Genomic DNA, 20,570 nt, shown 5'->3' on the forward strand with positions numbered 1-20,570 from the left:
GTGAAGAAGACGGGCTGGACGTTCAACAACATCGTGGTCTTCTCCGACTGAGCGGTGAACCCCGGGCCAACTTTCTGCGAACTCTGATGGAAAGTTTGGGAAAACGCTTCCCCGACGGGTGGGGACCGGCAGTATCGGTTCCTGATCCACCCGGAAGGACCCTCCCGTGAACCGACTCACCCGACGCTTCGTCCTCGCAGCGCTCAGCACAGCGGCCGTCTTCTCGACCTGTCTTCCCACCGTCGCCGACGATGGGCTCACCCCGAAGACGCCATCGCCCCGCACGCGGCCGCCTACGGCTTCTACCTCGACACCTACCTCGACAACACCTCGGCGAACATGACGCCGGAGTCGAACCCCGCCATCGGCGTGCTGTCGCGGATGCTCGACCTCTGGCAGCCCGGCACCAGCTGGGACAACGGCACCAGGCTGAACGTAGAGGTGCTCGACCGCAACATCGCCATCGTCGAGGAGATGACCGGCTCCCGGACGCGGGAGGAGGGGAAGGATGCCTATCTCAGCGACCGGCGCAACCAGAACTACTCGATGCTCGAGGGTCTCGGCGCGGACCGCGACGAGGTCGCCGGCCTGATCAACGCCGGCACCACGATCGCCGACGAGATCCCCGCAGACGCCACCAGCGTCAAGTACGACGACGGCGGCAATGCCAACGGCGAGTGGGCCGACGCGGACTCGGAGCTGGGAAGCTTCGTGACGCTCGTCAACACCGTCCGTGGCCCCGCGGCCACCAGCAACCGCGCCAAGGAGTTCTACCAGTACATGCGACCGTTCCGGTGGAGCACCGACGTCGACGTGCTGCCCGAACTGCGCCCCGCGCAGAAGCCCGAGTCGGAGGCTGCCGGAGACGGCGGGTTCCCCAGCGGGCACACCAATGCGGCCTTCCTCGCGGGCTATGCGATGGCCGCCGCGACGCCCGAGCACTACGCCGACCTGATGCTGCGCGCCTCCGAGCTGGGCGAGAGCCGCGTCGTGGCGGGCATGCACAGCGCGCTCGACGTGATGGGCGGACGTGTCCTCGCGACCGCCATCGCGGCGGCCTCGCTGGCCGACGAGGGCAACGCCGACCTCGTCGAGCAGGCCCGCGCCGACGTCTCCGGGCTCGTCGACCCGGCCGTCCCCACCTCCACCGACCGCGACGCCTATCAGGCGGACCTCGCCGAGTTCCTCGACAATGTCACCTTCGGCTACGAGCCGGGCACCGTGGCGCAGGCGCGGTCGGCCTCCGCGCCCCGGGTCCCGAAGGGCGCCGAGTCGCTGCTCGCGTCGCGCCTGCCCTACCTCACCGGGGATCAGCAGCGCTGGGTGCTCTACTCCACGGCGCTGGAGGCCGGCTACCCGGTCCTGGACGACAAGGAGGGCTGGGGCAGGCTCAACCCGTTCGCGGCGGCCCACGGCTTCGGGGCGTTCGACCGTGACGTCGAGGTGACCATGGACGCCGCGGACGGCGGGTTCTCGGCCGCCGACGTCTGGCTGAACGACATCGAGGGTGCCGGTGGCCTCACCAAGTCGGGCACCGGGTCCCTCACCCTTGCAGGTGCCAACAGCTACACCGGCGGAACCACCCTGCGTGACGGCACCCTTGTGTTGACTACCGCGACGGCGCTCGGCGCGGGCGATGTCGCGCTGCCCGGCGGGGTGCTGGATGAGAACTCCGACGACACCGTCGAGGTGGCGGGCGACCTGACAACCGGCGGACGGCTCGAGCTGAGCCTCGACGAGGCGGGCGAGCCCGCCCTGGAGGTCGAAGGCACCGCCACGCTCGGCGGCACGCTTGTGCTCAACCTGACCGGCCTCGACACCCTGCCCGACACCATCCCGGTCATCTCCGCCGAGGTGGTCACCGGCGCCTTCGCCTCCGTCGAGGGATCCCCGCCGGGTACGAGCTGCGCGTCGTCGACGGCGTGCTGGCCCTGGTCAAGGGCGCCGGGAAGCCGACCGCCCCGGCCCCAAGCCGGGCCTGCCCTCGACCGGCGCCTGAGGCATGGATCACCGCGACCGCGGGGCCAGACGCAGGTCTTGCCTGCCCCTGATTTCGCGGTCCGGTGATCGGCTCTGCCCACCCGTCGGCTACATTGACAGCCATGAATTGGGCACAGCCAGGGCAGGGTGCGCCGTCCGGCCAAGGGGCATCCTCCGATGGCTGGACGACCCCGACGACACGCTTCGATGACCGTCAGGTCTCCGACGGCTTCGGCGGCGGCCCGCAGATCGAACTGGTCACGCCCAACCGGCCCCGATGCTCTGGTTGGGGATCGGCCTGCTCCTGACGCTCGCCGCCGCGCTGGTGGCGCTGATCGGTCGCACCGCGACGACCGGGCTGATCGGCTGGATCCTCGCCGGGCCGCTCGCCATCGGCACCGTCGCGATGTTCGCCGTCGCGGACGCCAAGCGCCGCGAGTCGGGCTGGTACGCACCCTCCGACCTCGCCGACTGGGGACGCCGGATCCTGATCGTGGCGGCCCTCGTGGTGGTCGCCGTCTGCGCCTGGTTCATCGCGAACGACGTCGCCCGCGGGATGTGGCGATGATCGGCCTGCGCCGCGCGGCGGTAGCCGCGGTCGCGGCCGGGCTCGGGTTCGGCGGGATCGCCGCCACCCCGCCGCCGCCGACGAGTTGGCACCCGTGGAGCGGTTCGTCGCCTGCATCAACGGCGGCGGCCAGGGCAACGTCCTGATGATGATGGACACCTCCGGTTCCCTCGCCGACACCGACCCGCAGGGAGGCCGCGTCAAGGCGGCCACCGCGACCGTCAGCCGGCTGGCCGACTCACTGGCCGACGTCGAGGGCGTCAACGTCGACATCGCCGTTGCCGGTTTCAGCAGCACCTTCGAGCGTTCGCTCGACTGGCTCCCCTGACCCCGGATCGGTCGGGAAGATCAATGCCGACCTCGCCTCCTACGCCTCGCGGAACTTGGGTGTCGACACCGACTACTGGACCGCGATGGACGGTGTCCGCCGCGAGTTCTCCGCCCGCGCCCAGGGTGAGGGCGCCAACTGCAACCTCCTGATGTGGTTCTCCGATGGGGAGTTCGCGCTCAACAAGCGCCCCGACGACTCGGCCATGCAGCGTTGGGGCGGCCCGAAGGCGTGGGTTCCGGACAACCGGCTCCGTACCTCCGCGGACGTGAAGGCCGCGCTCGACGCCGGCCGGAGCGACATGTGCCGCACCGGCGGCCTCGCCGACCAGTTGCGCGCCCTCGACATCATCACCGTCGGGCTGGGGCTCGCGGTCGACGCGCCGCCCGAGAGCTTCGAGCTGATGTCGGGCATCAGTACCGGCGAGGGGTGCGGCGGCAACACCTCGCCGGTGCCGGGCGAGTTCCTGATGGCCAGCGACGTCGACGACCTGATCTTCAAGTTCATCACCTCGCTCGAGCGCGGCGATGAGGGTGAGACGCCCACCTGCGTCGACTCTGAGTGCCCCGAGGGCACCCGCACCTTCGTGCTTGACGGCTCCATCGGCGCCGTGAACGCCACGGCCAAGGCGCCTGTGGACGGCACCCGGATCTTCCTCAAGACCCGCGACGGCGACAGCATCGAGCTCACTCAGGGCACTGGCGAGAAGGACCTGGGCGGCTCGACGCTGTCCTGGGAGTGGGTCACGCCCAGGGTGCTGACGCTCGATCTGGTGCGCGAGAGCCCCGACAACTGGGCCGGGCCCTGGGCATCGTCTTCGTCGTCGACGAGGCCACCGACCAGCTCGCCAACTCGTCCATCACGCTCAAGGGCGACATCGCCCCGTTCCTGGTCAACCGCGACGAACTGCAGGCCCGGATCGGGGAGGACCCGGCCAGGCTCGAGCTCGGCACCGTCGACCGGCGCGGCCAGCGCATCGACCCGGCCACACTCTCCGACGAGACGTTCCTCGACGCCCGGCTGCTCGCGGGGGCAAGACGATCGAGCTCGCGTCCGGCCTCGTCAAGGGGAGATCGAGGAGCCGATCGAGCTCGACCTCGACGGCCTCTCACCCGGCGTCGCCGAGCTGGTGCTGACCCTCGACGTCACCACGCAGTCGTGGGAGGAGGGCGGCAGGACGACTCCGGGCACCCGCCTCGAGCCCCGCCACGCGTCGATCCCGCTGAACATCCTCCCGCCGTTCGACTTCCCTCCATCCCCGACCGGATCAGCTTCGGGGCGACCGAGACCGCCGACCCGGTCACCGTCCAGGTGCCCGTCGAGGGCGAGGGCTGCGTGTGGCTCGCGGGGAGACGACGTTCACCGGCTTCCCTGAGGGCCTCGGGAACGCGCGGCTCATGTCGCCCGCCACCGACCGCGACTCGTGCGCGGGCGGCAGCCTCGAGCTGACCCTCGACCCCGGCGGCCTCGGCAACGGCTCGTTCACCGGCTCCACCACCGTGATGCTCGCCGCCTCCGACTCAACCGCTGAGCCGATCGCCGCAGAGCTCGCCTTCGACCTCAGCCAGACGCGGCCCGTGTCGCAGCCGGTGCTGTGGGGCGTGCTGATCCTCGTGACGCTGCTCGGCGTCGCGATCCCCGTCGGCATCCTCTACCTGGTGAAGTACCTCACGGCGAAGATCCCCGGTAACGCTGTCCTCGCCGGCACCGTCTCCGGCCTTGTCGACGACACCCGTTCGTTCACCGACAACGGCGTACCGATCGGGGTGGCCAACCTCGCCGTCGCCCACCTCACGAACCGTCGCGAGGTCAGCGTCGCCGGCCGCACCCTGGTGGCGAAGATGGGCGCCTCGCCCACCGCCCCGGCCACGTCGTCGTCGACACCCCGGACCCTCGGCCGGAGGCAGGACGGCGCTGCAGTCGGTCGGCGGCAACGCGAAGCTCCCGCTGGCGGTGCAGGGCAACTGGATGGTCGCGCTCGACCCGCAGCGCCCGGTGACGGGCCCGGTCGAGGTGACGGTCTTCACCGCCCCGGCGCGCCCGGCTTCAACGAACTGCTCGAGGACGTGCGGGCCAACATCCGCCCGGCCGTTGCGAAGCTCCGCGAGGGCCTGCCGCCCGAGCGGCCCGGTGCGGCCCCGTCCGGGCCGGCCGACCCATGGTCGACGCCGCAGGCGCAGACCCACCCCGATACGATCCCTGGGCGAACCCGCCCGGTGGAAACGGCCCGACCAGCGGGCCGGGCACCTGGTGAGTGACACCGAAACTCGAAAGAGGAGATTGATCCGTGCGTAGGTTCCTGATCGTCGGCTGCGGTGGCTCCGGTGGCCGCACCGTCCGCCTCCTGATCGACCAGCTGCGCGCCGATCTGCGCGCGCGAGGCATCGCCGAACTGCCCGACGCCTGGCAGTTCGTCCACATCGACGTGCCCGTCGATCCCGACAAGGGCCCCGCCCGCTCGGCGACGTGCGCGACCTCGGCGGCCAGTACGTGTCGTTCTCCTCGGCCACCAACACCTACCTCGCCACGGCCAACGCCGTCGAGGCCCAGCTCGGCGCGAAGGGCAACAACTTCGCGCCTCTGATGGGGTGGGCGCCGCGCGACCGCGAGATGGCCAACGGCATCCCCGTCAACAACGGCGCGGGCCAGTACCGGGCCGTCGGGCGGATGCTGACGCTGCCGCGGCTCGGCGCCCTGCACGAGACGATGGTCACCGCCCAGGCGCGTGCGGTCGCTCCCAACGCGTGGGGCGACGTTCCCCGCCGTGAGCAGACGAGCAACGTGATCATCCCATTGTCATCGGTTCCATGGCGGGCGGCTCTGGTGCATCGATGTTCCTGGACGTGTGCCGCGTCCTCGGGTCGCTCCCAGGCGTGAAGCCGCAGAACATCGGCTGTTTCCTCTATACCGCTGACGTGTTCGCGGAGCTGCCCGCCGGGCAGCGCGCGAACATCGAGGGCAACGCCATGGGTGCGATGCCCGAGATCCTCGGCGCCATCACCCGGATCAGTGAGCCGTTCGACCGCGAGACCTACCAGCGGCTCGGCGTCCCGTTCACCCGGGCAACCCGCCGTTCGGGCGCGTGTTCCCGATCGGACGGCGCATCGGCGGCGACGGCGCCTTCTTCGGTGACGGCTCGGCCGACGGCGTCTACCGGGGCATCGCACGGGCCCTCGCCGGCACCATGGTCTCCGAGGCCGCCACCAGCCAGTACGTCGACTTCATGCTGGGCAACCCGCAGCCGCTCGACTCGATGAGCAGCCGCTTCGGCTGGCGCGCCGACCGCCGCGCGCTGCCGTTCGGGTCGCTCGGCTTCGCGAGCCTCTCACTCGGCCGCGACCGGTACCTCGACTACGCGGCGCAGCGCCTGTCGCGCAGCGCCTCCGACCACCTGGTGGACGGGCACCTGAACCCCACCAACCAGCTGCCAGGCAACGATCAGCTCCGGATGCTGCTGGACAACCAGCTCGGCGCCTCGCTGAACGCGATGGGCCTTCCCCAGCCCGGCCAGCAGATCCCCGACTGGTTCCAGAGCATCGCCTTCCCCCGCCCGCACTGGGAGGCGGCGGCGCGTGACGCGGCGGCACCCGGCGTCGCCATGATGAGCAACTCCGGCTCCGCGCCCGCCGCACAGTGGGTGGGCACGGTCGCGTCCTCGGTGGGGGCGCTGCGCGAACAGTCGCGCTACCAGTTGCGGCAGGCGGCCTACGCGTGGGGCGAGATGTGGGCCTACCAGCTCGAGGGGTCGGCGAAGTCCGAGTTCCTGCGGGTGGTGGCCGACTTCGGCCTGCCGTACGGCCGCGAGCTGATGACGCGCGTCCGGGCGCTCGCCGACCAGATCATCGGGCAGCTCGCCCAGGCCGGGGCGACCGCCGACGGGGCCGATCCGGTTGCCTTCGACCCGGCGATCGGCCAGCAGGCCCAGGCCCTCGGTAAGAAGACCGTCGACTTCACCCACCCGCTCGGCCAGCTCGCCGCGCGCTCGCTGCAGTCGTCCATGGAGAACGTGCTGCGCCGCGAGGGCGCCCGGGTGGCGGCGGGCGTGCTGCGCGCCTTCGCCATCGACGTGCTCGGTGGGTTGGAGGCGGCCGCCAACAACGCGCTGCGCACCCTCGAGGTCGAGCGCGCGAAGGACACCGCGGGCGCAGGCCTCGCCCAGCTCAACTCGGCGATCTACAACGACTGGCCCGACGAGACCGACCGCGTTCCACTGCGGTTCAACCACGCCGAGAACGAGATCCTGCTCACCACCGCCGACGACTTCCCTGCCCAGTTCCGCAGCGACGTCGTGGCGTCCGCGGGCGGTGCCATCGACTACAGCCTCGGGCTCGGCAAGCTCCGCGCCGAGGCGGTGGCAGGCCGCTGGGAGACCACCGGCTCGAAGGTCACCCAGGACGTGCTGCAGCAGGTGAGCCACTGGCGCCCCGGCGTGCTGCCCAACCGGGCGACGGACGGCACCCCGACACCGGAGGCCCGGCCCGTCTACTCGCTGCGCCTGGACTCCGCCGACCTGCTGGAGCGCGCCACCGCGCGCCTGGCCGCCGTCGGTGACGTGTTCGCCAACTTCGCGGGCGCGTCCATCTCCGACTACCTCGACGACCCGGCCGTCACGGCCATCGACCGCCAGCAGCGGCACGAGGGGTTCGCGGCCAGGTTGGTCGAGACCATGGAGAAGGCCCGCCCCGTCGTCGGCGTGGACATCCCGATGGCGAAGCGGCTCCACAACGCGGAGATCCGCTACGTCTACTCCTTCTCCGAGATCCCCCTCGAGGGCACCCACCCGGTGGCCGAGCAGGTGGCCACGCAGCTCGGGAACAACCCCGACCTGGACGTGACCTCGCGGGAGAACTTCCGCAGGGCGCTCGCCGGTGCGCTGTCGACGGCGGGCAAGGTGAACGTCTTCGGCTCGTACCAGAAGGTGTCGCCGATGTGCTTCACGTCGCTGCTCGAACCGATCAATGCCCGCTGGGCCCAGTCGCCCGCCAGCGCGCAGCGAGACCTGTGGCAGTGGAAGCGCACCCGTCCCCTCTACGCGGCCATCGGCATGCATCAGGAGGAGGCCGAGGCGATCGTGGCCGGCTGGTACCTCGGCCGCCTCATCGGGCTGGTCCGGCAGGACGCCTACGGCGCCGCCGAGGTGCGCACGCCGCGCGGCTGGGTCCGCTTCGGTGAGCTCCTCACCTCGGAGGAGACGGCGATCCGCACCCCGCACGACGTGCTGGCGGGCGTGCTGATGAGCCACACCCGAGCGTTCGTCGGCTGCGTCGGCGACCCCGACCTGACGCCGCTCGCGCCCTACGAGGCGCTGCGCGTCCTGATCGACGGCGCCGAGAGCAACGAGCAGAGCAGGCCGGTCGAGACCATCAACGGCACCCGGCTGCTGAACGCCGCCTTCTACGGCAGGCCGCTGGAACTGGGCGGCGTCACGCTCGAGGGCGATGGCAACTCGCAGGTGCTCACCTCGGTGCCCGAGGGAGCGACCGCGGCGGAGACGGCCCAGGCGAGGGTCGAGGCGACGCTGGCGTGGATCGACGGCCTGAAGCGGATGCTGGTGGGCGAATGGGGTGCCGACGAGGCGTCGGTCAGGGCGCTCACCCTCAAGCTCGACGTCGACGGCATGCGGCGCATGTCGCTGTTCGGCGAGCTCGCGCCGATCGCGCTGCCCGCGCTCGACCGGCTGAAGGAGCTTGTCAAGGCCGCCGGGGTGGACGATCAGGGAGCCAAGCATGACGTGGTCTGGGTCTGACATCGTCGTCATCGCGGCGCGACGGCCGGTGGCCGTTGCGCTGCAGGCGGTGCTGCACGACTGGATGGTGCAGGGGCTCGTGACCCCGTGCCGCATCGTCGACCTCGACTCGCTCGTGGCAGGCCGCGAGGCCGTCCCCGCTGCGGTGCTCGGGTCGGACGGCGTGCGGACGGTCGCCCTGCAGCAGGACCTCGCGCACACGCGGGTCGGCAGGATCCGGCTCGCGGTCGTCGGCGTCGTCGACGAGGACGTGACGTCCGTCGACCGGGCGGCCGCCGCCACCGTGCTGGATGCCATCCGGCAGACGGTCTCCAGCGTGCCCGTGGTGCAGCTGAACCTGTCGGCGGGCAGCGCGGGCGCGGAGTGGTCGACCAGGGCGCTCACCCTCTTCGGCTGGCACAACCTGGCGGTCTCGCCGGAGGAGTCGGCGTCCCCGTCGCAGGGGCGGCCACGCTCACCCGTTCCCTGGACGATCCCGCTGGCTGCTGCTGCTCACCGGCACCGTCGCCTCGCTCACCGGTCTGTGGCCGGGCAGGAGCGGGCACCGTTCGACGATCAGCAGGCCCCCAGCGGTGGCCTGATCGTGCCGATCCGGGCTTTCAGCCGGTCGCTGTCGTCGGGCTCGGTGCAGGACGCGCTCGCGTCGCGCCTCGTCTCGGTGCACGACCGCTACCCGACCCCGCGGGTGGACGCCAGTTACGCCCTCAGCATCGCCGACGAGGAGGGGAGGCCATCCGGATGGCCGAGCAACTGCTCGGCAAGCACATCGACGTGATGCCGCGCGTCCGGCACCGCACCCCGCCGCCCGCCGCGCAGAAGGTCGGGGCCCTCGAGGCGGTCCGGCAGTTCCTCGGCTTCGCGGGAAGGCGCTGCTCAACGCCCCGGCGACGCGATCAACGCGTTCGGCCGCTCCATGTCGCAGGCCACCGCTGGCGCCGTCCAGAACGCCGTCTTCGGTGGGGCCGACTCGGGATTTGCCGTCGTGGTGCGCGGTGTCAGGGCCGACGGTTCGTCGGCCACCTGGGACGAGTACGAGCGGTCGCTCGACTCAGTGGTGCGCCGCGCCGCGGAGCACGGCGAACTCGAGCCCATCGCCCAGAAGCCGCAGCTGTGGCGCGACTTCGTCGACGGCGGCATGACGCTGCTCGACGCGGGCAACCGGTCGCCCGAGCTCCCGCCCCGCACGCACGGCTCGCAGCGCGCGGTGCTCACCACCACCAGCCGCGTCGGTGTCGACCCGTCGAATGCGTTCACCCTGCCCGCGAACCTCGCCGCGTTCCTGCCCAACTGGCGCATCGAAGCCGGCGACGACATCGCCGTCGGCAGACTCTTCGAACGCCTCGACCACCTCAGCCAGACGCAGCCGCATCTGGGGCAGGTGATCAGCGCCGAACGCAACCGGCTCCGCGAATGGGCCGGACGGGTCCGCGGCTCCTACTCCGGCCACGTCGGGCGCCGGCTCGGCGACGCGCATCGCGCCACCATCGCCGAGGTGCAGGAGCTGACCTCACTCGTCGAGCGGCTCGGCGGCCAGCCCCAGGTGCCCGCCACCCTCGACTCCTCGCAGGACGACCTGGCCGGCCACGTGCGCGTCATGTCGGCCGTCGCCGTCTCCCTGCTCGCGATCTTCTCGGCGCTCACCGCCCTTTCGGTGATCGGTTGGCCGTTCCTGATCCTCGCCGTCCTGCTCATCATCGGCGGTTGGGCCGGCACGGGGGCCGTGCTGCACATGCGGTCGTCGGCCAGGCTGTACGCGCAGCTCAACCGGCTCCGCGCCGCGACCACCGAGTACGAGGACGCCACCCGGCACCGGCTCGAGGCGCTGGACGACCTCCGGCGCATCAGCCGCGCCTACCGCCAGTACCTCGACTGGTCGCGCGCGTTCGGCGCGTTCATCCACGCACCGCTCGGACGCGTCAACGCCTCGACAGAGCGGATGCTGCACGTCGGCCAGGGCATGCCGCTCAATCTCGCGGTCGGCGTCGCGGTGCCCGACGACGAGGCCGTCGAGGAGGTCGCGAACCGGTGGCGGGGCGAGTTGTTCCGGGCCGGCTGGCTCTCGGAGGCCTGGCGCTCGTTCGAGACCGACCTGCCCGCGAGCATCGGCAACCTGCGGCACCGCCTGCAGCAGGATCCGGGCCTTCTCGGAAGCGACCCGGTGATCGACGGCATCCCCGTGCTCACCCGGTGGAGCACCGCGCTCGCCGGGCGGCCACACAGCGTCCCATGCCGGAGGCCGTCGCCGGGAGGATCACCGAACTCACCCGCAGTGATGCCCAGGCCCGCGACCTGCTGCTCGGCCGGGTGCTGGTGCGCGACGCGACCGGCGCCCCGCGCGAGGTGTCGCGCACCGAGTTCATCGAGGGGCTCGACAGCCCGGGCGGCACCGCCGGTTCGTTCCAGCCGGGCATCTTCAACCCGCCGGGGCGTCGTCGACATCCGGCAGGTGCGTCACACCACGGCGCAGGAGGATTCCACCGGCCTGGACGTGGCGTTGGTCGTCGTCCAGCAGGGTGGCGCCTTCGACGCGTCCAAGTTCGCCGGGCCCCAGCTTCCGCCGGAGGAGCCCGTCCACCTCCAGTCGTCGTCCGACTCGTTCATCTAGGGGAGAGAGCATGTCCGAGGGGAATGCGGCCTACTTCACCGCCTTCGTCATCTTCTACCTGATCAACGCGGTGCCCTCCGCGCTGTTCGGGATCGCCCTCGCACGCAGGGCCGGACGGCCGTGGTGGCACGGCGTGCTGCCCGGCTTCTTCCTGCCATGGTTCGGCCTGCTGTTCCTCGGCAACCAGCCCGCGGGGACGCCGTACCGTACCGGGCCCGCCCGCTACGCGATGATCATGGCCTTCGTGGCCGGCCTCATGGTGCTGATCTCCATCTTCCTGACCTGGGTGACCATCGATGGCCGGACCATCGGGCAGTCGGGCGAGTTGGAGTACGCGCCGAACCAGGTGTTGCCGCTCGCCATCATGGTGTGGGCGCTCGCGCTCGGGCCGATCCTGGCCTCCATCGGGCTGCTGTTCGGGGCGGCTACGGCGTCGCCATCGTCACCGGCGTGCTCGTGTCCGTGTTCGGCGGCCTGCTCGCAGCCGGAACCTGGCTCTTCGGCCCGGCTGGGCTGTTCCTCGCCGAGGCAGGCAGGATGCACGACCAGGAGATTGCGGCGACCGTCGGGCCGGGTGGCTGGCTCGCGCTGGTGGCCCTCGTCACCGCTTACTGGGCGGTGCTCGTGCTGCCGTTCGGGTTGAAGGTGCGCAGGCTCCAAGACCCCAGGCCGGAGAACCTGCCGCCGATCGGGCAGCCGCCACAGCCCCAGCCGCACCCGCAGCAGCAGTGGGGTGGGGCCCCCACCGGTGGTCAGCGTCCGGGAGCGACCTGGTGAGCACCGGAGCACAGCGGGCGCGGTGGCTGATCGACGCCGCCCAGGCGCGGGCGGAGACGTGCCGTCGCAGCGTGACCTGGAGTTGTGGGCCAACCTTGACATCCGGCTGCCCGAAGTGGCCCAACACATTCTCTGGGAGCGTCGGGGCGCGCTCCTCGACGCCTTCGGGGCGCTGCTGCCCGCCCTCGACGGGCCGACTGCCGCAGCTGATCCTGCCGCCGAACCTGAACCGGAGCTCGATCTCAGCCCCGAGGCGCGCTTCAAGCGGCTCCTCGAATGGCGCGCCCAGCATCCCGACGAGGCCGTCGCGGCCGTCGCCGACCAGGATCTCGCCCGGCTCGCATCCAGCGGCGCGACGGGTCGCTCCGAGGTGGAGGCGGCCGCCGGGCGGCTCGCGTCCAACGCCCTGGTGACCCGGTACGCGCAGGGGATCGCGGCGGCGCTCGGCGGCGAGCCCGCCCCGACCCGCGCCGCCGAACCGGCGCCCGAGCCGGAGCCGGCGCCCGCCCCATGCCACAGACCGCCACCGTGCCCGAACCGATCCTCGAGCCGGGGCCGGGCCGCTCGAGTGGGAGCGGGTGCCGCAGTTCGCCACCTTCTCCTGGGCCGACGGCCCCGCCCGCCCTACGGGCACCTGTCGGCCGACCTCGAAGACGACGTCGTGCGGCTGGCGTGGTCGCCCGCGCCCACCGCCGCCCCCGTCACGTTGTACCGCATCATCGAGTCGGCCTCGAACTGGCCGCAGGGGCGCCGGAGCTCGGGGAGTGGTAGGGGTGACGCGGGGCACCGCGGGCACCGTCCGGCTGCACCAGTCGGGCGCCGTGACGTACCTTGCCGTGTGGGTGAACCAGGGGCAGACGCTGCTCGAGGCCACCCATGCGCAGCCGCGCCTCGTCGGCGTCTCGCAGATCGTGTGGCCGCCGTCGAGGCTCACCGTGCAGGTGACGGCCAACCAGACGGTGACGGCGCTGTTCACCGCGCCCGAGGGCAGCAGGGTGGAGGTGCAGCGGTTCCCCAAGGGCGCCACCATCGCCTACGACATCACCCGCGAGCTCGACCGGGCGCACGTGACCACCACCGGCTTCCGCGACCTTGAGCCGCTGATGGGCGAGGAGATCGTCTACGCCGCGTTCTGCGTGGCCGAGCTCGCCGACGGCTCGTCGCGGGTGTCGCGCCCCGTCACAGGAGTCGTCCGGGTGACGCCCGACGTGGAGCAGGTGAAGGTGCAGGTGGTGCGATCGACCACCACACCCGGCACCTACGACATCTCGTGGCTGCGGCCGCGGCACGGTGAGGTGCGGCTCTACGCCACGCAGGAGCGACCCGAGCAGGGCATCGAGAACGAGCCGCGCACCCTCGAGATCATCGAGGGGCAGGGGCGCCTGACGTCGGAGTTCCGCATCAACTATCCGCCCGTCGATCATGGCGGCCTGATGACGATCACCGGGTTCGCCGTCGATCCCAGCTGGGTGCGCGCGCACTTCGTGGCGGTGCACTGGGTCTCCGACGACGCCGTCTGGGTGGGGCCGATCGTCTCCATGGTGACGCCGCACGCCCCGACGCACGGGCAGGTGATCGAGCGGGTCGACTCCCAGATCGTCACGTTCGCGTGGCCCGAGGGGTCGGCGTCGTGCAGGCCTACCAGGGCCGCAGGGCCAGCCGATCGACCCGGCCGACTCCGAGCCGGTGGCGCAGCTGACGCGCGACCAGTACGTGAAGATGGGCGGGATGCGGATCACCCGCACGCTGCCGTCCAACGGGTGCGCGCTTCATCTCTACGGCGTCGTGTACCTCGACGGACGGCCCGTCTACTCCGATCCCTGTCGATCGACTACCCGGGCATCACGCGACTCGAATACCAGGTGATCGGTTACGGCGCGGACGGCGGTCCGGCCGCCCGGGCGTGTGGCCGGCGATGTACCGGGTGTTCGCCAGGGTGGACGACGACCTGCACGACACCCCGCTCGCGGTCGTCGGCCAGATCGGGCGGCTGCCGCTCTACCCGGAGGACGGCAGGGACTTCGGGCGGCCTGTCGTTTCGCTCACGGCGGGGCAGATGTCGCAGATCGCCGAGGTCCCGGCCGGTCCGACGCAGGCCTTCCTGAGGGTGTTCGTCAACCTTCCGCCGCCGAGTGCGGCGCCGTCGCGGTGCTCGACCCGGCCGTCTACACGTTGGAGCTGGGGCTGTGATGGCGCAGCTCATCTACGGCAGCGCCGACCAGGTCGAGGGCCGCACCGGCGGCGGGTGGGGCGTGCTCAAGGCCACCCCGACCTGACCCCGAGGTGGGCGAAGCGCTGCTGCGGCTCACCAGCGTGTCCATGACGTCGGGGCTGCCGCAGTTCCCGTCGTCGGAGCAGCTCGCGGCCCGCCCCGTCCGCTTCCGCCTCGACCCCTCGGGAGACGCGTACGCCGCGTGCCGCAGCATCGAGGCGGGCACCGACCACACAGGCCGCCCCGGCAATGTCGTGTCGCACTGCGCGCTGATCCCCGCCGTGCCGCAGGCGCGGCCGGTCGACTGGTTCTTCGCCGACGGGTGGGTCGCTCCCTACGGCCCCCGCCAGGTGGCGACGGCGACGCCCCCGACCGCTCTCGCCCCGCCCGGAGGGTGGGAGGACACCGCCGGGTGGCTGCGCGCCGACCCGCAGCGCACCGCGCGGATCCGGTGGATCGTCGACGTCGCGTTCTCCCTGCTGCTCGACCAACAGCGGGTGCTGCTGGTGGCCCCACCAGCCAGGAGGCGGCGCGCTGGGCGTCGGTGCTGAGCTGGCTGCTGTACTCGAAGCTCGCGGGCATGGTGCGGATCAGGATCGGTGAGGATCCCTCCACCGTCACCGACGCGCTGGGCACCGTGCCGGTGCTGGCCGCCGTCACCAGCCCCCCGACCCTGCCACCCTGCGCGGGCTGCCACCGCTGGATGTGACGTGGGACCTCGATCCGGAGCGCGCCCGCACCACGGTGAGTGGGTGCTTCCCACCGGGCACCGGTTCCCGGCGTCCACCGTGACCGACCTCGCCGTCGATCTCGTCTTCGCGGATCCGGCCACCGCCGCTGCGGTGTTCGGGAAGCGCGACGAGCTGCACGAGCGTTACCTGGCCGAGCGGTACCAACTGCTCCCCGCCGACGAACTGCTGTTTCTGCAGGCGGCGTGGCTCCTGACGCCCGGGCCCAGGAGCTGGCCCGCGAGGAACCGATCCGGGTGCTGCTCGCGGCGCTGAACCCTGACCTGCTGCGCTGGGAGGACATCGCGTCGCTGGCACGGGAGGTGGGTCGGGGGCCCGTCGTCGACGACATCTACGGGGTGTCGAGGACGACCATGGAGAGGCGGCGCCGCAACCGAGGGCGCGGCGGCCCACCGCGCTCCAGAAGGCCCTCATCGCGGCGGCGACGCTCCAGAGGGTCGGCGTCGACGTCGAGGCGCTGGTGATGGGCGAACAGCTCCAGCTTGTGGGGCGATCGCGCGAGGTCTGCCAGGCGGCGGACGACGTGCGGGCCGTGCTCGCGGGGCAGGAAATCGTGGGAGAGGATCTCTGATGGCAGGAATCGTCCAGCTGGCTTCGGGCGGGAGCGCGAAGGCGCCGGCCGGGGCCGTATCGATCAGGCTCAGCGCGTCCGCCCCGCGGAACTGCTCCTCACCCGGCCCGACGGCCAGGTGGTGCAGCCCCAGTTCCGGGTGTCGGCCGACGAGGTCGTCGTGGTCACAGGCGCCGAGCTGCTGATCGGGCCCGGACCGGCACCGGGCAGCCCTTCGCGCCCGGCACCAGGATCGGCCTGTCGTTCCGCAGCCCCGGCGGCGCGGGAGGCGAGGTGGTCCGGCCCGCCGCGGACGTGGGCGGGCACCACAACGCCGTCCTCGTGCGGCTCGGCGCCGACGGCGTGCTGACCGACGTGTTCGCCGACGGGCGACGCAGCGACGAGGGTACCTGGGCGCGGGGTTGGCTCCGGGGCGGCGCCTACGCCTACCACGTCAACCATCAGGAGCCGACCACCTCGAGCCGGTCCTGGTCGGTGGTACTGGACGCGTCGGCCTCGATCCTCGTGGAGGACCGCCGCGCCGATGTCGGGCGTTTCATGGAGTCGGTGATCGGGATCGCCGCCACCGGGTTCGGCGCACTGCCCGGGTCGCTCCTGATCGCGACCGAGCCGGTGCGCGACGCCGTCGGGTCGCTGGATGCCGACGCCGTCGACTGGGATGGGGCGCTCGGGCACGATCCCGCACCGTGGCCCGCGTGACCCGCGCCGTCGAACGCGCCGCGGAGACCTCTGACAGCGTCGTGCTGCTGCTCGACGGGGTGCCTGTCGACTACCGCGAGCTGACCAGGTTCGCCGCCGGGTCGGGCACGCCGATGCTGGTGGTGGCCGTCGGCCGGTCGCGGTACGGGCTGCTCGCCTCCGACCGTCCCCTGGAGTTCTGGGACGAGGAGCTCGCGGCGCTCGACGAGCTCGCCGCCCTTCCCACCGTGCGCCTCGTCGCGACGACCGACCTGGCCGCGGCGGTGGCCCAGGCCCCGGCGCTCGCCGATGCCTTCTTCTCGGAGTACGTCGCATGATGTGCCCCGCTGTTACCAGCCGATCGCCGCGAGCGGCTCGTGCCCGAGCTGCCGGTTCGATGTGCCCGTCGAGTGGCTCACATCGACGCAGCTCGCGATCGCCATCACCGGTGCCAGGACCGCGGGCAAGTCGGTGCTGATCGGCGTGATGATGGACCAGTTCGAGTACTTCCTCGGCGAGCGGCACCAGAGCTTCCTCACACCGCTCGGTGGGACGCAGGACCGGTTCGAGACGAAGTACCGGCGGCCGCTGTTTGAGCAGCGCAACCTGCTGCCGCCCACTCCTCCTGTGCGTGACGAGCGGCTCGAGCCGCTGCTCTGGAGCTTCCGGTATGGCGACCAACCGGTGTGTCTGTCGATCATCGACGCCGCGGGTGAGGACTTCGAGGCCCTGGCGCCCTCCGACGGGCAGTTCCGCTATCTCGGGTTCGCCGACCTCATCGTCGCCATGGTCGACCCGCTGAAGGTGCACGGCGTCGCCGCGGTGCTCGAAGGGGTGGTCACCGTGCCGCACGGCTCGGGCCACGACCTGGAGGTGGTGCGCGCGGTGCTCGACGCCCGCAACGCCCACCGTCAGGAGGGCGGGCCCGACCAGGTGCTCGGCATCGTGCTCAGCAAGTTCGACGTGCTCCAGCGGATGCGGGAGCTGTCGGCATCGCCGTGGCAGTCGATCTTCAACCGGCCCGGTTCAACGCTGCAGCGGGACCCCTCGATGGTGAGCCCGTTCTACAACTGGCAGGACGGTGAACTGCTGCAGCAGGAGCTCAGAGGGCTGCTCCAACTGCTGGGTGCGACGATGCTGCTGACCGCGGCGGGCGATGCGCAGATCCCCTACCGACTGTTCGCCACCTCGGCGCTCGGATCCGAACCGAACGCGTCGACGGTCGGGCGCGGCGGCATCGTCCCGTTCCGCGTGCTAGATGTGTTGCAGGCGGGTCTCGCGAAGAAGCTGGGGCGCGGTGATGGCACCGGAGAAGCTGTTGCAGGGGCGAGCGTCCCACTGGTGAATGGTCAGCAGCAGCCGATGCAGCGGGTGCTGATCGGGGCGACCTGGACCAACATCGCCATCGACATCGACATGTGCGCGCTGATCCTGAAGGGTGACGCGTCGGGCTACTCGGTGCCGACCGAGCAGCACTTCGTCTACCGGCAGCGGCGCACCACCCCGGACCGGTGCGCGTTCCTGACCTTCGTGGCGAGCGGCCCCAACCCGGGTGCCGACCGGGCGCAGATCCTGCTCGACTTCGGTGCCATGCCCGAGGAGGTGACCCGCGTGATCATCGCGATGACAGCCATGACGCCCGGCGCGCTCGTGGGGCAGATCGGCACCCTACGCACCCGGGTGATGGACCTTGCCACGGGAGAGACCCGGTTCATCTACCAGCACGCCAACCAGGCCCAGCTTGAGGCGGCCTGCGTCACGTTGTGGACGCTCGACCGCACGGGCAGCCGGTGGAGCGCGAAGGTGACCGGCAGCCGCTATCCGGGCGGGCCCGCCGCGCTGGTGCGCAACTACGGGGCCAAGACCGGCTGAGCCCGGCGCAGGCGTGGCCCCGGCCATAGGATGAGCCCATGGCTGGCGAACTTCTCCTGGTAGGCAACGACAAGGGCGGAACCCTCTCGACGCTGCGGCTCGAGGGCGAACGACTGATCGGGTGGCCGTCGCCGAGGTCGGGGTCGGTTGCAGCACCTTCGCGATCGATGCGGCCCGTGGCCTCGTCTACTGCGCGGTGAAGGAACCCACCCCGCGATCGTGACGCTCGTGCTCGACCGCGAATCGGGCGGCCTCACCGAGCTCACCCGGATGGCGGTCAGCGACACCCTCGCCTACCTCGCCCTCACCCCGCACGCCCTGCTCGGTGCGTCGTACCACGGAGGGTGGGGCGCGAGCTGGAGCGTCACCGATGGGGTGATCGGGTCGGAGGTCTCCAGGTTCCGGCACCGCAACGTGCACGCCGCGGTGCCCGACGCGCACGGCGGCAACGCCTACTTCCCCGCGCTCGGCGACGATGTCGTTGCCCAGTTCGCGCTGGCCGTCGACGGTGAGTTGGTCGAGCTCTCGGAGCCCGCGGTGAAGGTCACGCCCGGTTCGGGTCCGCGTCACCTCGTGGTGTCGGGCAACGGACGCAACGCCTACCTCCTCAACGAGTTCACCGCCCAGGTGATGCGCTTCGACCGCAGCGAGGGCGGCCGGCTGCACCTCGCCGAGGACGTCCGCGCCTACGACACCGCATCGGGCCTGCATGACAGCGGATACGGCAAGGACCCGCGGGCCGGCCACCTGATCTGGGCCGCCGACCTCGCCTTCGCCGACGATGAGCGGTGGCTGCTCTGCAGCGAACGCTCCGAGTCGACCGTCGCTGCCGTCAGGCTGGACGCGGATGGGCGGCTGACCGAGCACGTCGTGCTCTCGAAGGTCGAGGCGCAGCCCCGCGGCATCACGGTCGCTCCCGACGGTAGGCACGTCGTCGTGGTGGGGAGTTGTCAGGCCACGCCGGGCTGTACCGCTTCGAGGACGGGACGCTCGTCGAGCTCCACCGGGTCGAGACCGGAAAGGGCCCCAACTGGGTGCGTTTCCTCTGATTCCTCGTGCTCCAGTCGGCGGGTGCCGAAGGGTGTGACGTCGTAGCGGTAGCCGAGTGGGCTGGTCCAGGTGAGTTGGCCGGGGTTGGTTGGTCGAGGATCCACCAGCCCGCGGTTTTTGCGCGGTGGACGCGGCGTGACAGGGGTGCGAGGTTCCCGATGCCGGTCTGCCCGGGTTGTCCGGGTTGGTAGGCGGTGGTGTGGTCGAGGTCCAGGCCCTCTGAGCTCAGGATCGAGAACGGGAACGGTTCATGGGGAACGCCATGATCGTGGCCCGGCGCATCACCCTGGTCGGCGCGTAGGCGTCTGCCGGCGCCATGGTGGGTAGGTCGATCACGGGCTGAACCCTGACCTTGAGGCCGGGAATATCACCGATCAGCTCGGTCAGCAGAGCGGTGGTGATGTGCCCGGCCCGTTCGACGCGTGCGACGCCGGTGGTTTCGCCTGTCGCGTCGGTGTGGATGTGTACGGCCAGGTGGAGGGTGGGCCGGTGCCTGGTGGGTGAGGGCACAGTCCTGCCTGGGGATCGGCTGGCTGGTCGAGGGTGATGTCGGTGGGCACCGGGGTGTCTTCGGCTGGCCGGGTGGTGCAGGGCGGTGTGTCCGTGTCCGTATTGGCGTGGTGGCAGCCGCAGTGGCAGGCGGTGGTGCCGGGTAGTTCGGGTTGTCCGGCGGCCTCGAGGAGGGCGACGGCGTAGTGGGGGTCGGTGAGGACGCCCATGGCCTTGGCTCTGCGTTGGGAATGGGTGAGGGCTGGGAACTCGGGCTCGATCAGGTCGGCGAACAGGGAGAGTCGGTCGTCGACGAGTCGGGCGTCGGTGATGTCGAGCCTGCCGGTGAGGTTCATCACGCCGTCCTGCGCGCCCCAGGCGTGGACACCGCGGTCTTGGCGGGCTCTGCGCTCCTTCTCGGCTGCCAGCTCGACGTCCGATTCGGTGATCAGCTTGTCGAGGGCGTTGAAGGCGGCCGTCCAGCCTTTACCCTTCTGCCGGGCGAGCCAGGCGGTGGTGACGGCGTCGGTGTGGATCGGGTGGAGCCCGGTGCAGCGGGCCGCTGCCTTGAGGGCGCGGCCTGCGTCGATGTCCATCTCCTGGACGGCCTGGTAGAGGCGGGGGTGGCGGTACTTGAGGTTAAGGGCGTCTGCGAGGCGGCTTGCCGCCGCGGTGGCCGTGCAGCCGAGCAGCCCTGCTACCTCGAGGCTGAGGTATTCGGAGACGGTGGGGGTGCCGGCGGCGCCGAGGCGGATGCGGCGCTCGACGAGGGCCTCGTTGAGTTCGTCCTCGTCGAGCCGGTAGATGGTGGCCAGATCACACAGGGAATCAATGACCTCAGCCTCGCCGCGGCGGCGAAGGCGGTCGCCGGCGAGCAGCCGGTCGCCGGCCGCCCGTCCGTCGCGTTCCGCATAGCCATCCATACACCTACTATCCGGCAAGCCT

At 71.4% G+C, this 20,570-nt stretch carries 24 protein-coding genes; 23 read left to right on the plus strand and 1 reads right to left on the minus strand.

What is annotated here, in order from left to right; translation table 11 throughout:
- Positions 1 to 166 precede the first annotated feature (166 nt).
- The 23 genes from G7085_RS12650 (at position 167) to G7085_RS12760 (ending at position 19,181) form a co-directional block, all read left to right on the plus strand.
- Positions 167 to 343 carry a hypothetical protein gene (locus G7085_RS12650; RefSeq protein ID WP_197511217.1) on the plus strand — a complete coding sequence of 59 codons (177 nt, stop codon included), beginning with the start codon at positions 167 to 169 and terminating at the stop codon, positions 341 to 343.
- On the plus strand, positions 340 to 2,067 hold the full coding sequence (locus G7085_RS12655; protein ID WP_197511218.1) for a phosphatase PAP2 family protein: 1,728 nt from the start codon (positions 340 to 342) through the stop codon (positions 2,065 to 2,067). Before G7085_RS12650 ends, G7085_RS12655 begins: the two co-directional genes overlap by 4 nt.
- Before the next feature lie 190 nt (positions 2,068 to 2,257).
- Positions 2,258 to 2,548, plus strand: a complete 291-nt coding sequence (locus tag G7085_RS12660) for a hypothetical protein (RefSeq protein WP_197511219.1) — start codon at positions 2,258 to 2,260, stop codon at positions 2,546 to 2,548.
- A 94-nt stretch (positions 2,549 to 2,642) separates the two neighbouring features.
- Positions 2,643 to 2,876: a vWA domain-containing protein gene (locus tag G7085_RS12665; RefSeq protein ID WP_197511220.1), complete on the plus strand. Its 234-nt coding sequence runs from the start codon at positions 2,643 to 2,645 to the stop codon at positions 2,874 to 2,876.
- Positions 2,877 to 2,931: 55 nt separating this feature from the next.
- Complete coding sequence (locus G7085_RS12670; protein WP_197511221.1) at positions 2,932 to 4,251, plus strand: hypothetical protein; 1,320 nt, start codon at positions 2,932 to 2,934, stop codon at positions 4,249 to 4,251.
- Positions 4,214 to 5,134 (plus strand): hypothetical protein, encoded by a 921-nt coding sequence (locus G7085_RS12675; protein ID WP_197511222.1) that lies wholly within the window; start codon positions 4,214 to 4,216, stop codon positions 5,132 to 5,134. Before G7085_RS12670 ends, G7085_RS12675 begins: the two co-directional genes overlap by 38 nt.
- A gap of 29 nt (positions 5,135 to 5,163) precedes the next feature.
- Positions 5,164 to 5,460 carry a tubulin-like doman-containing protein gene (locus G7085_RS30365; RefSeq protein ID WP_197511223.1) on the plus strand — a complete coding sequence of 99 codons (297 nt, stop codon included), beginning with the start codon at positions 5,164 to 5,166 and terminating at the stop codon, positions 5,458 to 5,460.
- Positions 5,367 to 5,753 (plus strand): tubulin-like doman-containing protein, encoded by a 387-nt coding sequence (locus tag G7085_RS30370; RefSeq protein WP_197511224.1) that lies wholly within the window; start codon positions 5,367 to 5,369, stop codon positions 5,751 to 5,753. The genes G7085_RS30365 and G7085_RS30370 overlap by 94 nt, the downstream gene beginning before the upstream one ends.
- Positions 5,708 to 6,133, plus strand: a complete 426-nt coding sequence (locus G7085_RS30375; RefSeq protein WP_197511225.1) for a hypothetical protein — start codon at positions 5,708 to 5,710, stop codon at positions 6,131 to 6,133. Before G7085_RS30370 ends, G7085_RS30375 begins: the two co-directional genes overlap by 46 nt.
- Complete coding sequence (locus tag G7085_RS12695; protein WP_197511226.1) at positions 6,061 to 8,622, plus strand: hypothetical protein; 2,562 nt, start codon at positions 6,061 to 6,063, stop codon at positions 8,620 to 8,622. The genes G7085_RS30375 and G7085_RS12695 overlap by 73 nt, the downstream gene beginning before the upstream one ends.
- Positions 8,603 to 9,397 (plus strand): hypothetical protein, encoded by a 795-nt coding sequence (locus G7085_RS12700; protein ID WP_197511227.1) that lies wholly within the window; start codon positions 8,603 to 8,605, stop codon positions 9,395 to 9,397. The genes G7085_RS12695 and G7085_RS12700 overlap by 20 nt, the downstream gene beginning before the upstream one ends.
- Before the next feature lie 138 nt (positions 9,398 to 9,535).
- Positions 9,536 to 11,227 (plus strand): hypothetical protein, encoded by a 1,692-nt coding sequence (locus G7085_RS12705; protein ID WP_197511228.1) that lies wholly within the window; start codon positions 9,536 to 9,538, stop codon positions 11,225 to 11,227.
- 10 nt (positions 11,228 to 11,237) lie between these two features.
- Positions 11,238 to 11,870, plus strand: a complete 633-nt coding sequence (locus tag G7085_RS12710; RefSeq protein WP_197511229.1) for a hypothetical protein — start codon at positions 11,238 to 11,240, stop codon at positions 11,868 to 11,870.
- 130 nt (positions 11,871 to 12,000) lie between these two features.
- Complete coding sequence (locus G7085_RS12715; protein WP_197511230.1) at positions 12,001 to 12,417, plus strand: hypothetical protein; 417 nt, start codon at positions 12,001 to 12,003, stop codon at positions 12,415 to 12,417.
- A gap of 165 nt (positions 12,418 to 12,582) precedes the next feature.
- On the plus strand, positions 12,583 to 14,109 hold the full coding sequence (locus G7085_RS12720; RefSeq protein WP_197511231.1) for a hypothetical protein: 1,527 nt from the start codon (positions 12,583 to 12,585) through the stop codon (positions 14,107 to 14,109).
- Between the two features lie 178 nt (positions 14,110 to 14,287).
- Positions 14,288 to 14,767 (plus strand): GAP1-N2 domain-containing protein, encoded by a 480-nt coding sequence (locus tag G7085_RS12725; RefSeq protein ID WP_197511232.1) that lies wholly within the window; start codon positions 14,288 to 14,290, stop codon positions 14,765 to 14,767.
- Positions 14,761 to 14,925 carry a hypothetical protein gene (locus tag G7085_RS12730; protein ID WP_197511233.1) on the plus strand — a complete coding sequence of 55 codons (165 nt, stop codon included), beginning with the start codon at positions 14,761 to 14,763 and terminating at the stop codon, positions 14,923 to 14,925. The genes G7085_RS12725 and G7085_RS12730 overlap by 7 nt, the downstream gene beginning before the upstream one ends.
- Before the next feature lie 43 nt (positions 14,926 to 14,968).
- Positions 14,969 to 15,220 (plus strand): hypothetical protein, encoded by a 252-nt coding sequence (locus G7085_RS12735; protein ID WP_197511234.1) that lies wholly within the window; start codon positions 14,969 to 14,971, stop codon positions 15,218 to 15,220.
- A complete protein-coding gene (locus G7085_RS12740) occupies positions 15,202 to 15,429 on the plus strand; it encodes a hypothetical protein (RefSeq protein ID WP_197511235.1) in 228 nt (75 codons plus the stop codon). The genes G7085_RS12735 and G7085_RS12740 overlap by 19 nt, the downstream gene beginning before the upstream one ends.
- Positions 15,430 to 15,809: 380 nt before the next feature.
- Entirely contained in the window at positions 15,810 to 16,235 is a 426-nt protein-coding gene (locus G7085_RS12745) for a hypothetical protein (protein ID WP_197511236.1), read from the plus strand.
- A complete protein-coding gene (locus tag G7085_RS12750) occupies positions 16,232 to 16,552 on the plus strand; it encodes a hypothetical protein (protein ID WP_197511237.1) in 321 nt (106 codons plus the stop codon). Before G7085_RS12745 ends, G7085_RS12750 begins: the two co-directional genes overlap by 4 nt.
- Before the next feature lie 61 nt (positions 16,553 to 16,613).
- Entirely contained in the window at positions 16,614 to 18,086 is a 1,473-nt protein-coding gene (locus tag G7085_RS32645) for a TerD family protein (RefSeq protein ID WP_197511238.1), read from the plus strand.
- A gap of 228 nt (positions 18,087 to 18,314) precedes the next feature.
- The gene (locus G7085_RS12760; protein WP_197511239.1) at positions 18,315 to 19,181 is read left to right on the plus strand and encodes a lactonase family protein; all 867 of its coding nucleotides are present in this window, start codon (positions 18,315 to 18,317) and stop codon (positions 19,179 to 19,181) included.
- A 338-nt stretch (positions 19,182 to 19,519) separates the two neighbouring features.
- Here G7085_RS12760 and G7085_RS12765 read toward each other — a convergent pair whose 3' ends face one another.
- Positions 19,520 to 20,548: a DUF222 domain-containing protein gene (locus G7085_RS12765; RefSeq protein ID WP_197511240.1), complete on the minus strand. Its 1,029-nt coding sequence runs from the start codon at positions 20,546 to 20,548 to the stop codon at positions 19,520 to 19,522.
- Positions 20,549 to 20,570 lie beyond the last annotated feature (22 nt).

Source organism: Tessaracoccus coleopterorum (assembly GCF_011174705.1).
In the GTDB taxonomy this organism is placed as follows: domain Bacteria; phylum Actinomycetota; class Actinomycetes; order Propionibacteriales; family Propionibacteriaceae; genus Arachnia; species Arachnia coleopterorum.

Coding starts and splice junctions, on each gene's coding strand:
- G7085_RS12655 (WP_197511218.1), top strand. CDS start 340: ATGACGCCGGAGTCGAACCCCGCCATCGGCGTGCTGTCGCGGATGCTC.
- G7085_RS12660 (WP_197511219.1), top strand. CDS start 2,258: ATGCTCTGGTTGGGGATCGGCCTGCTCCTGACGCTCGCCGCCGCGCTG.
- G7085_RS30375 (WP_197511225.1), top strand. CDS start 5,708: ATGTTCCTGGACGTGTGCCGCGTCCTCGGGTCGCTCCCAGGCGTGAAG.
- G7085_RS12695 (WP_197511226.1), top strand. CDS start 6,061: ATGGTCTCCGAGGCCGCCACCAGCCAGTACGTCGACTTCATGCTGGGC.
- G7085_RS12700 (WP_197511227.1), top strand. CDS start 8,603: ATGACGTGGTCTGGGTCTGACATCGTCGTCATCGCGGCGCGACGGCCG.
- G7085_RS12705 (WP_197511228.1), top strand. CDS start 9,536: ATGTCGCAGGCCACCGCTGGCGCCGTCCAGAACGCCGTCTTCGGTGGG.
- G7085_RS12710 (WP_197511229.1), top strand. CDS start 11,238: ATGTCCGAGGGGAATGCGGCCTACTTCACCGCCTTCGTCATCTTCTAC.
- G7085_RS12765 (WP_197511240.1), bottom strand. CDS start 20,548: ATGGATGGCTATGCGGAACGCGACGGACGGGCGGCCGGCGACCGGCTG.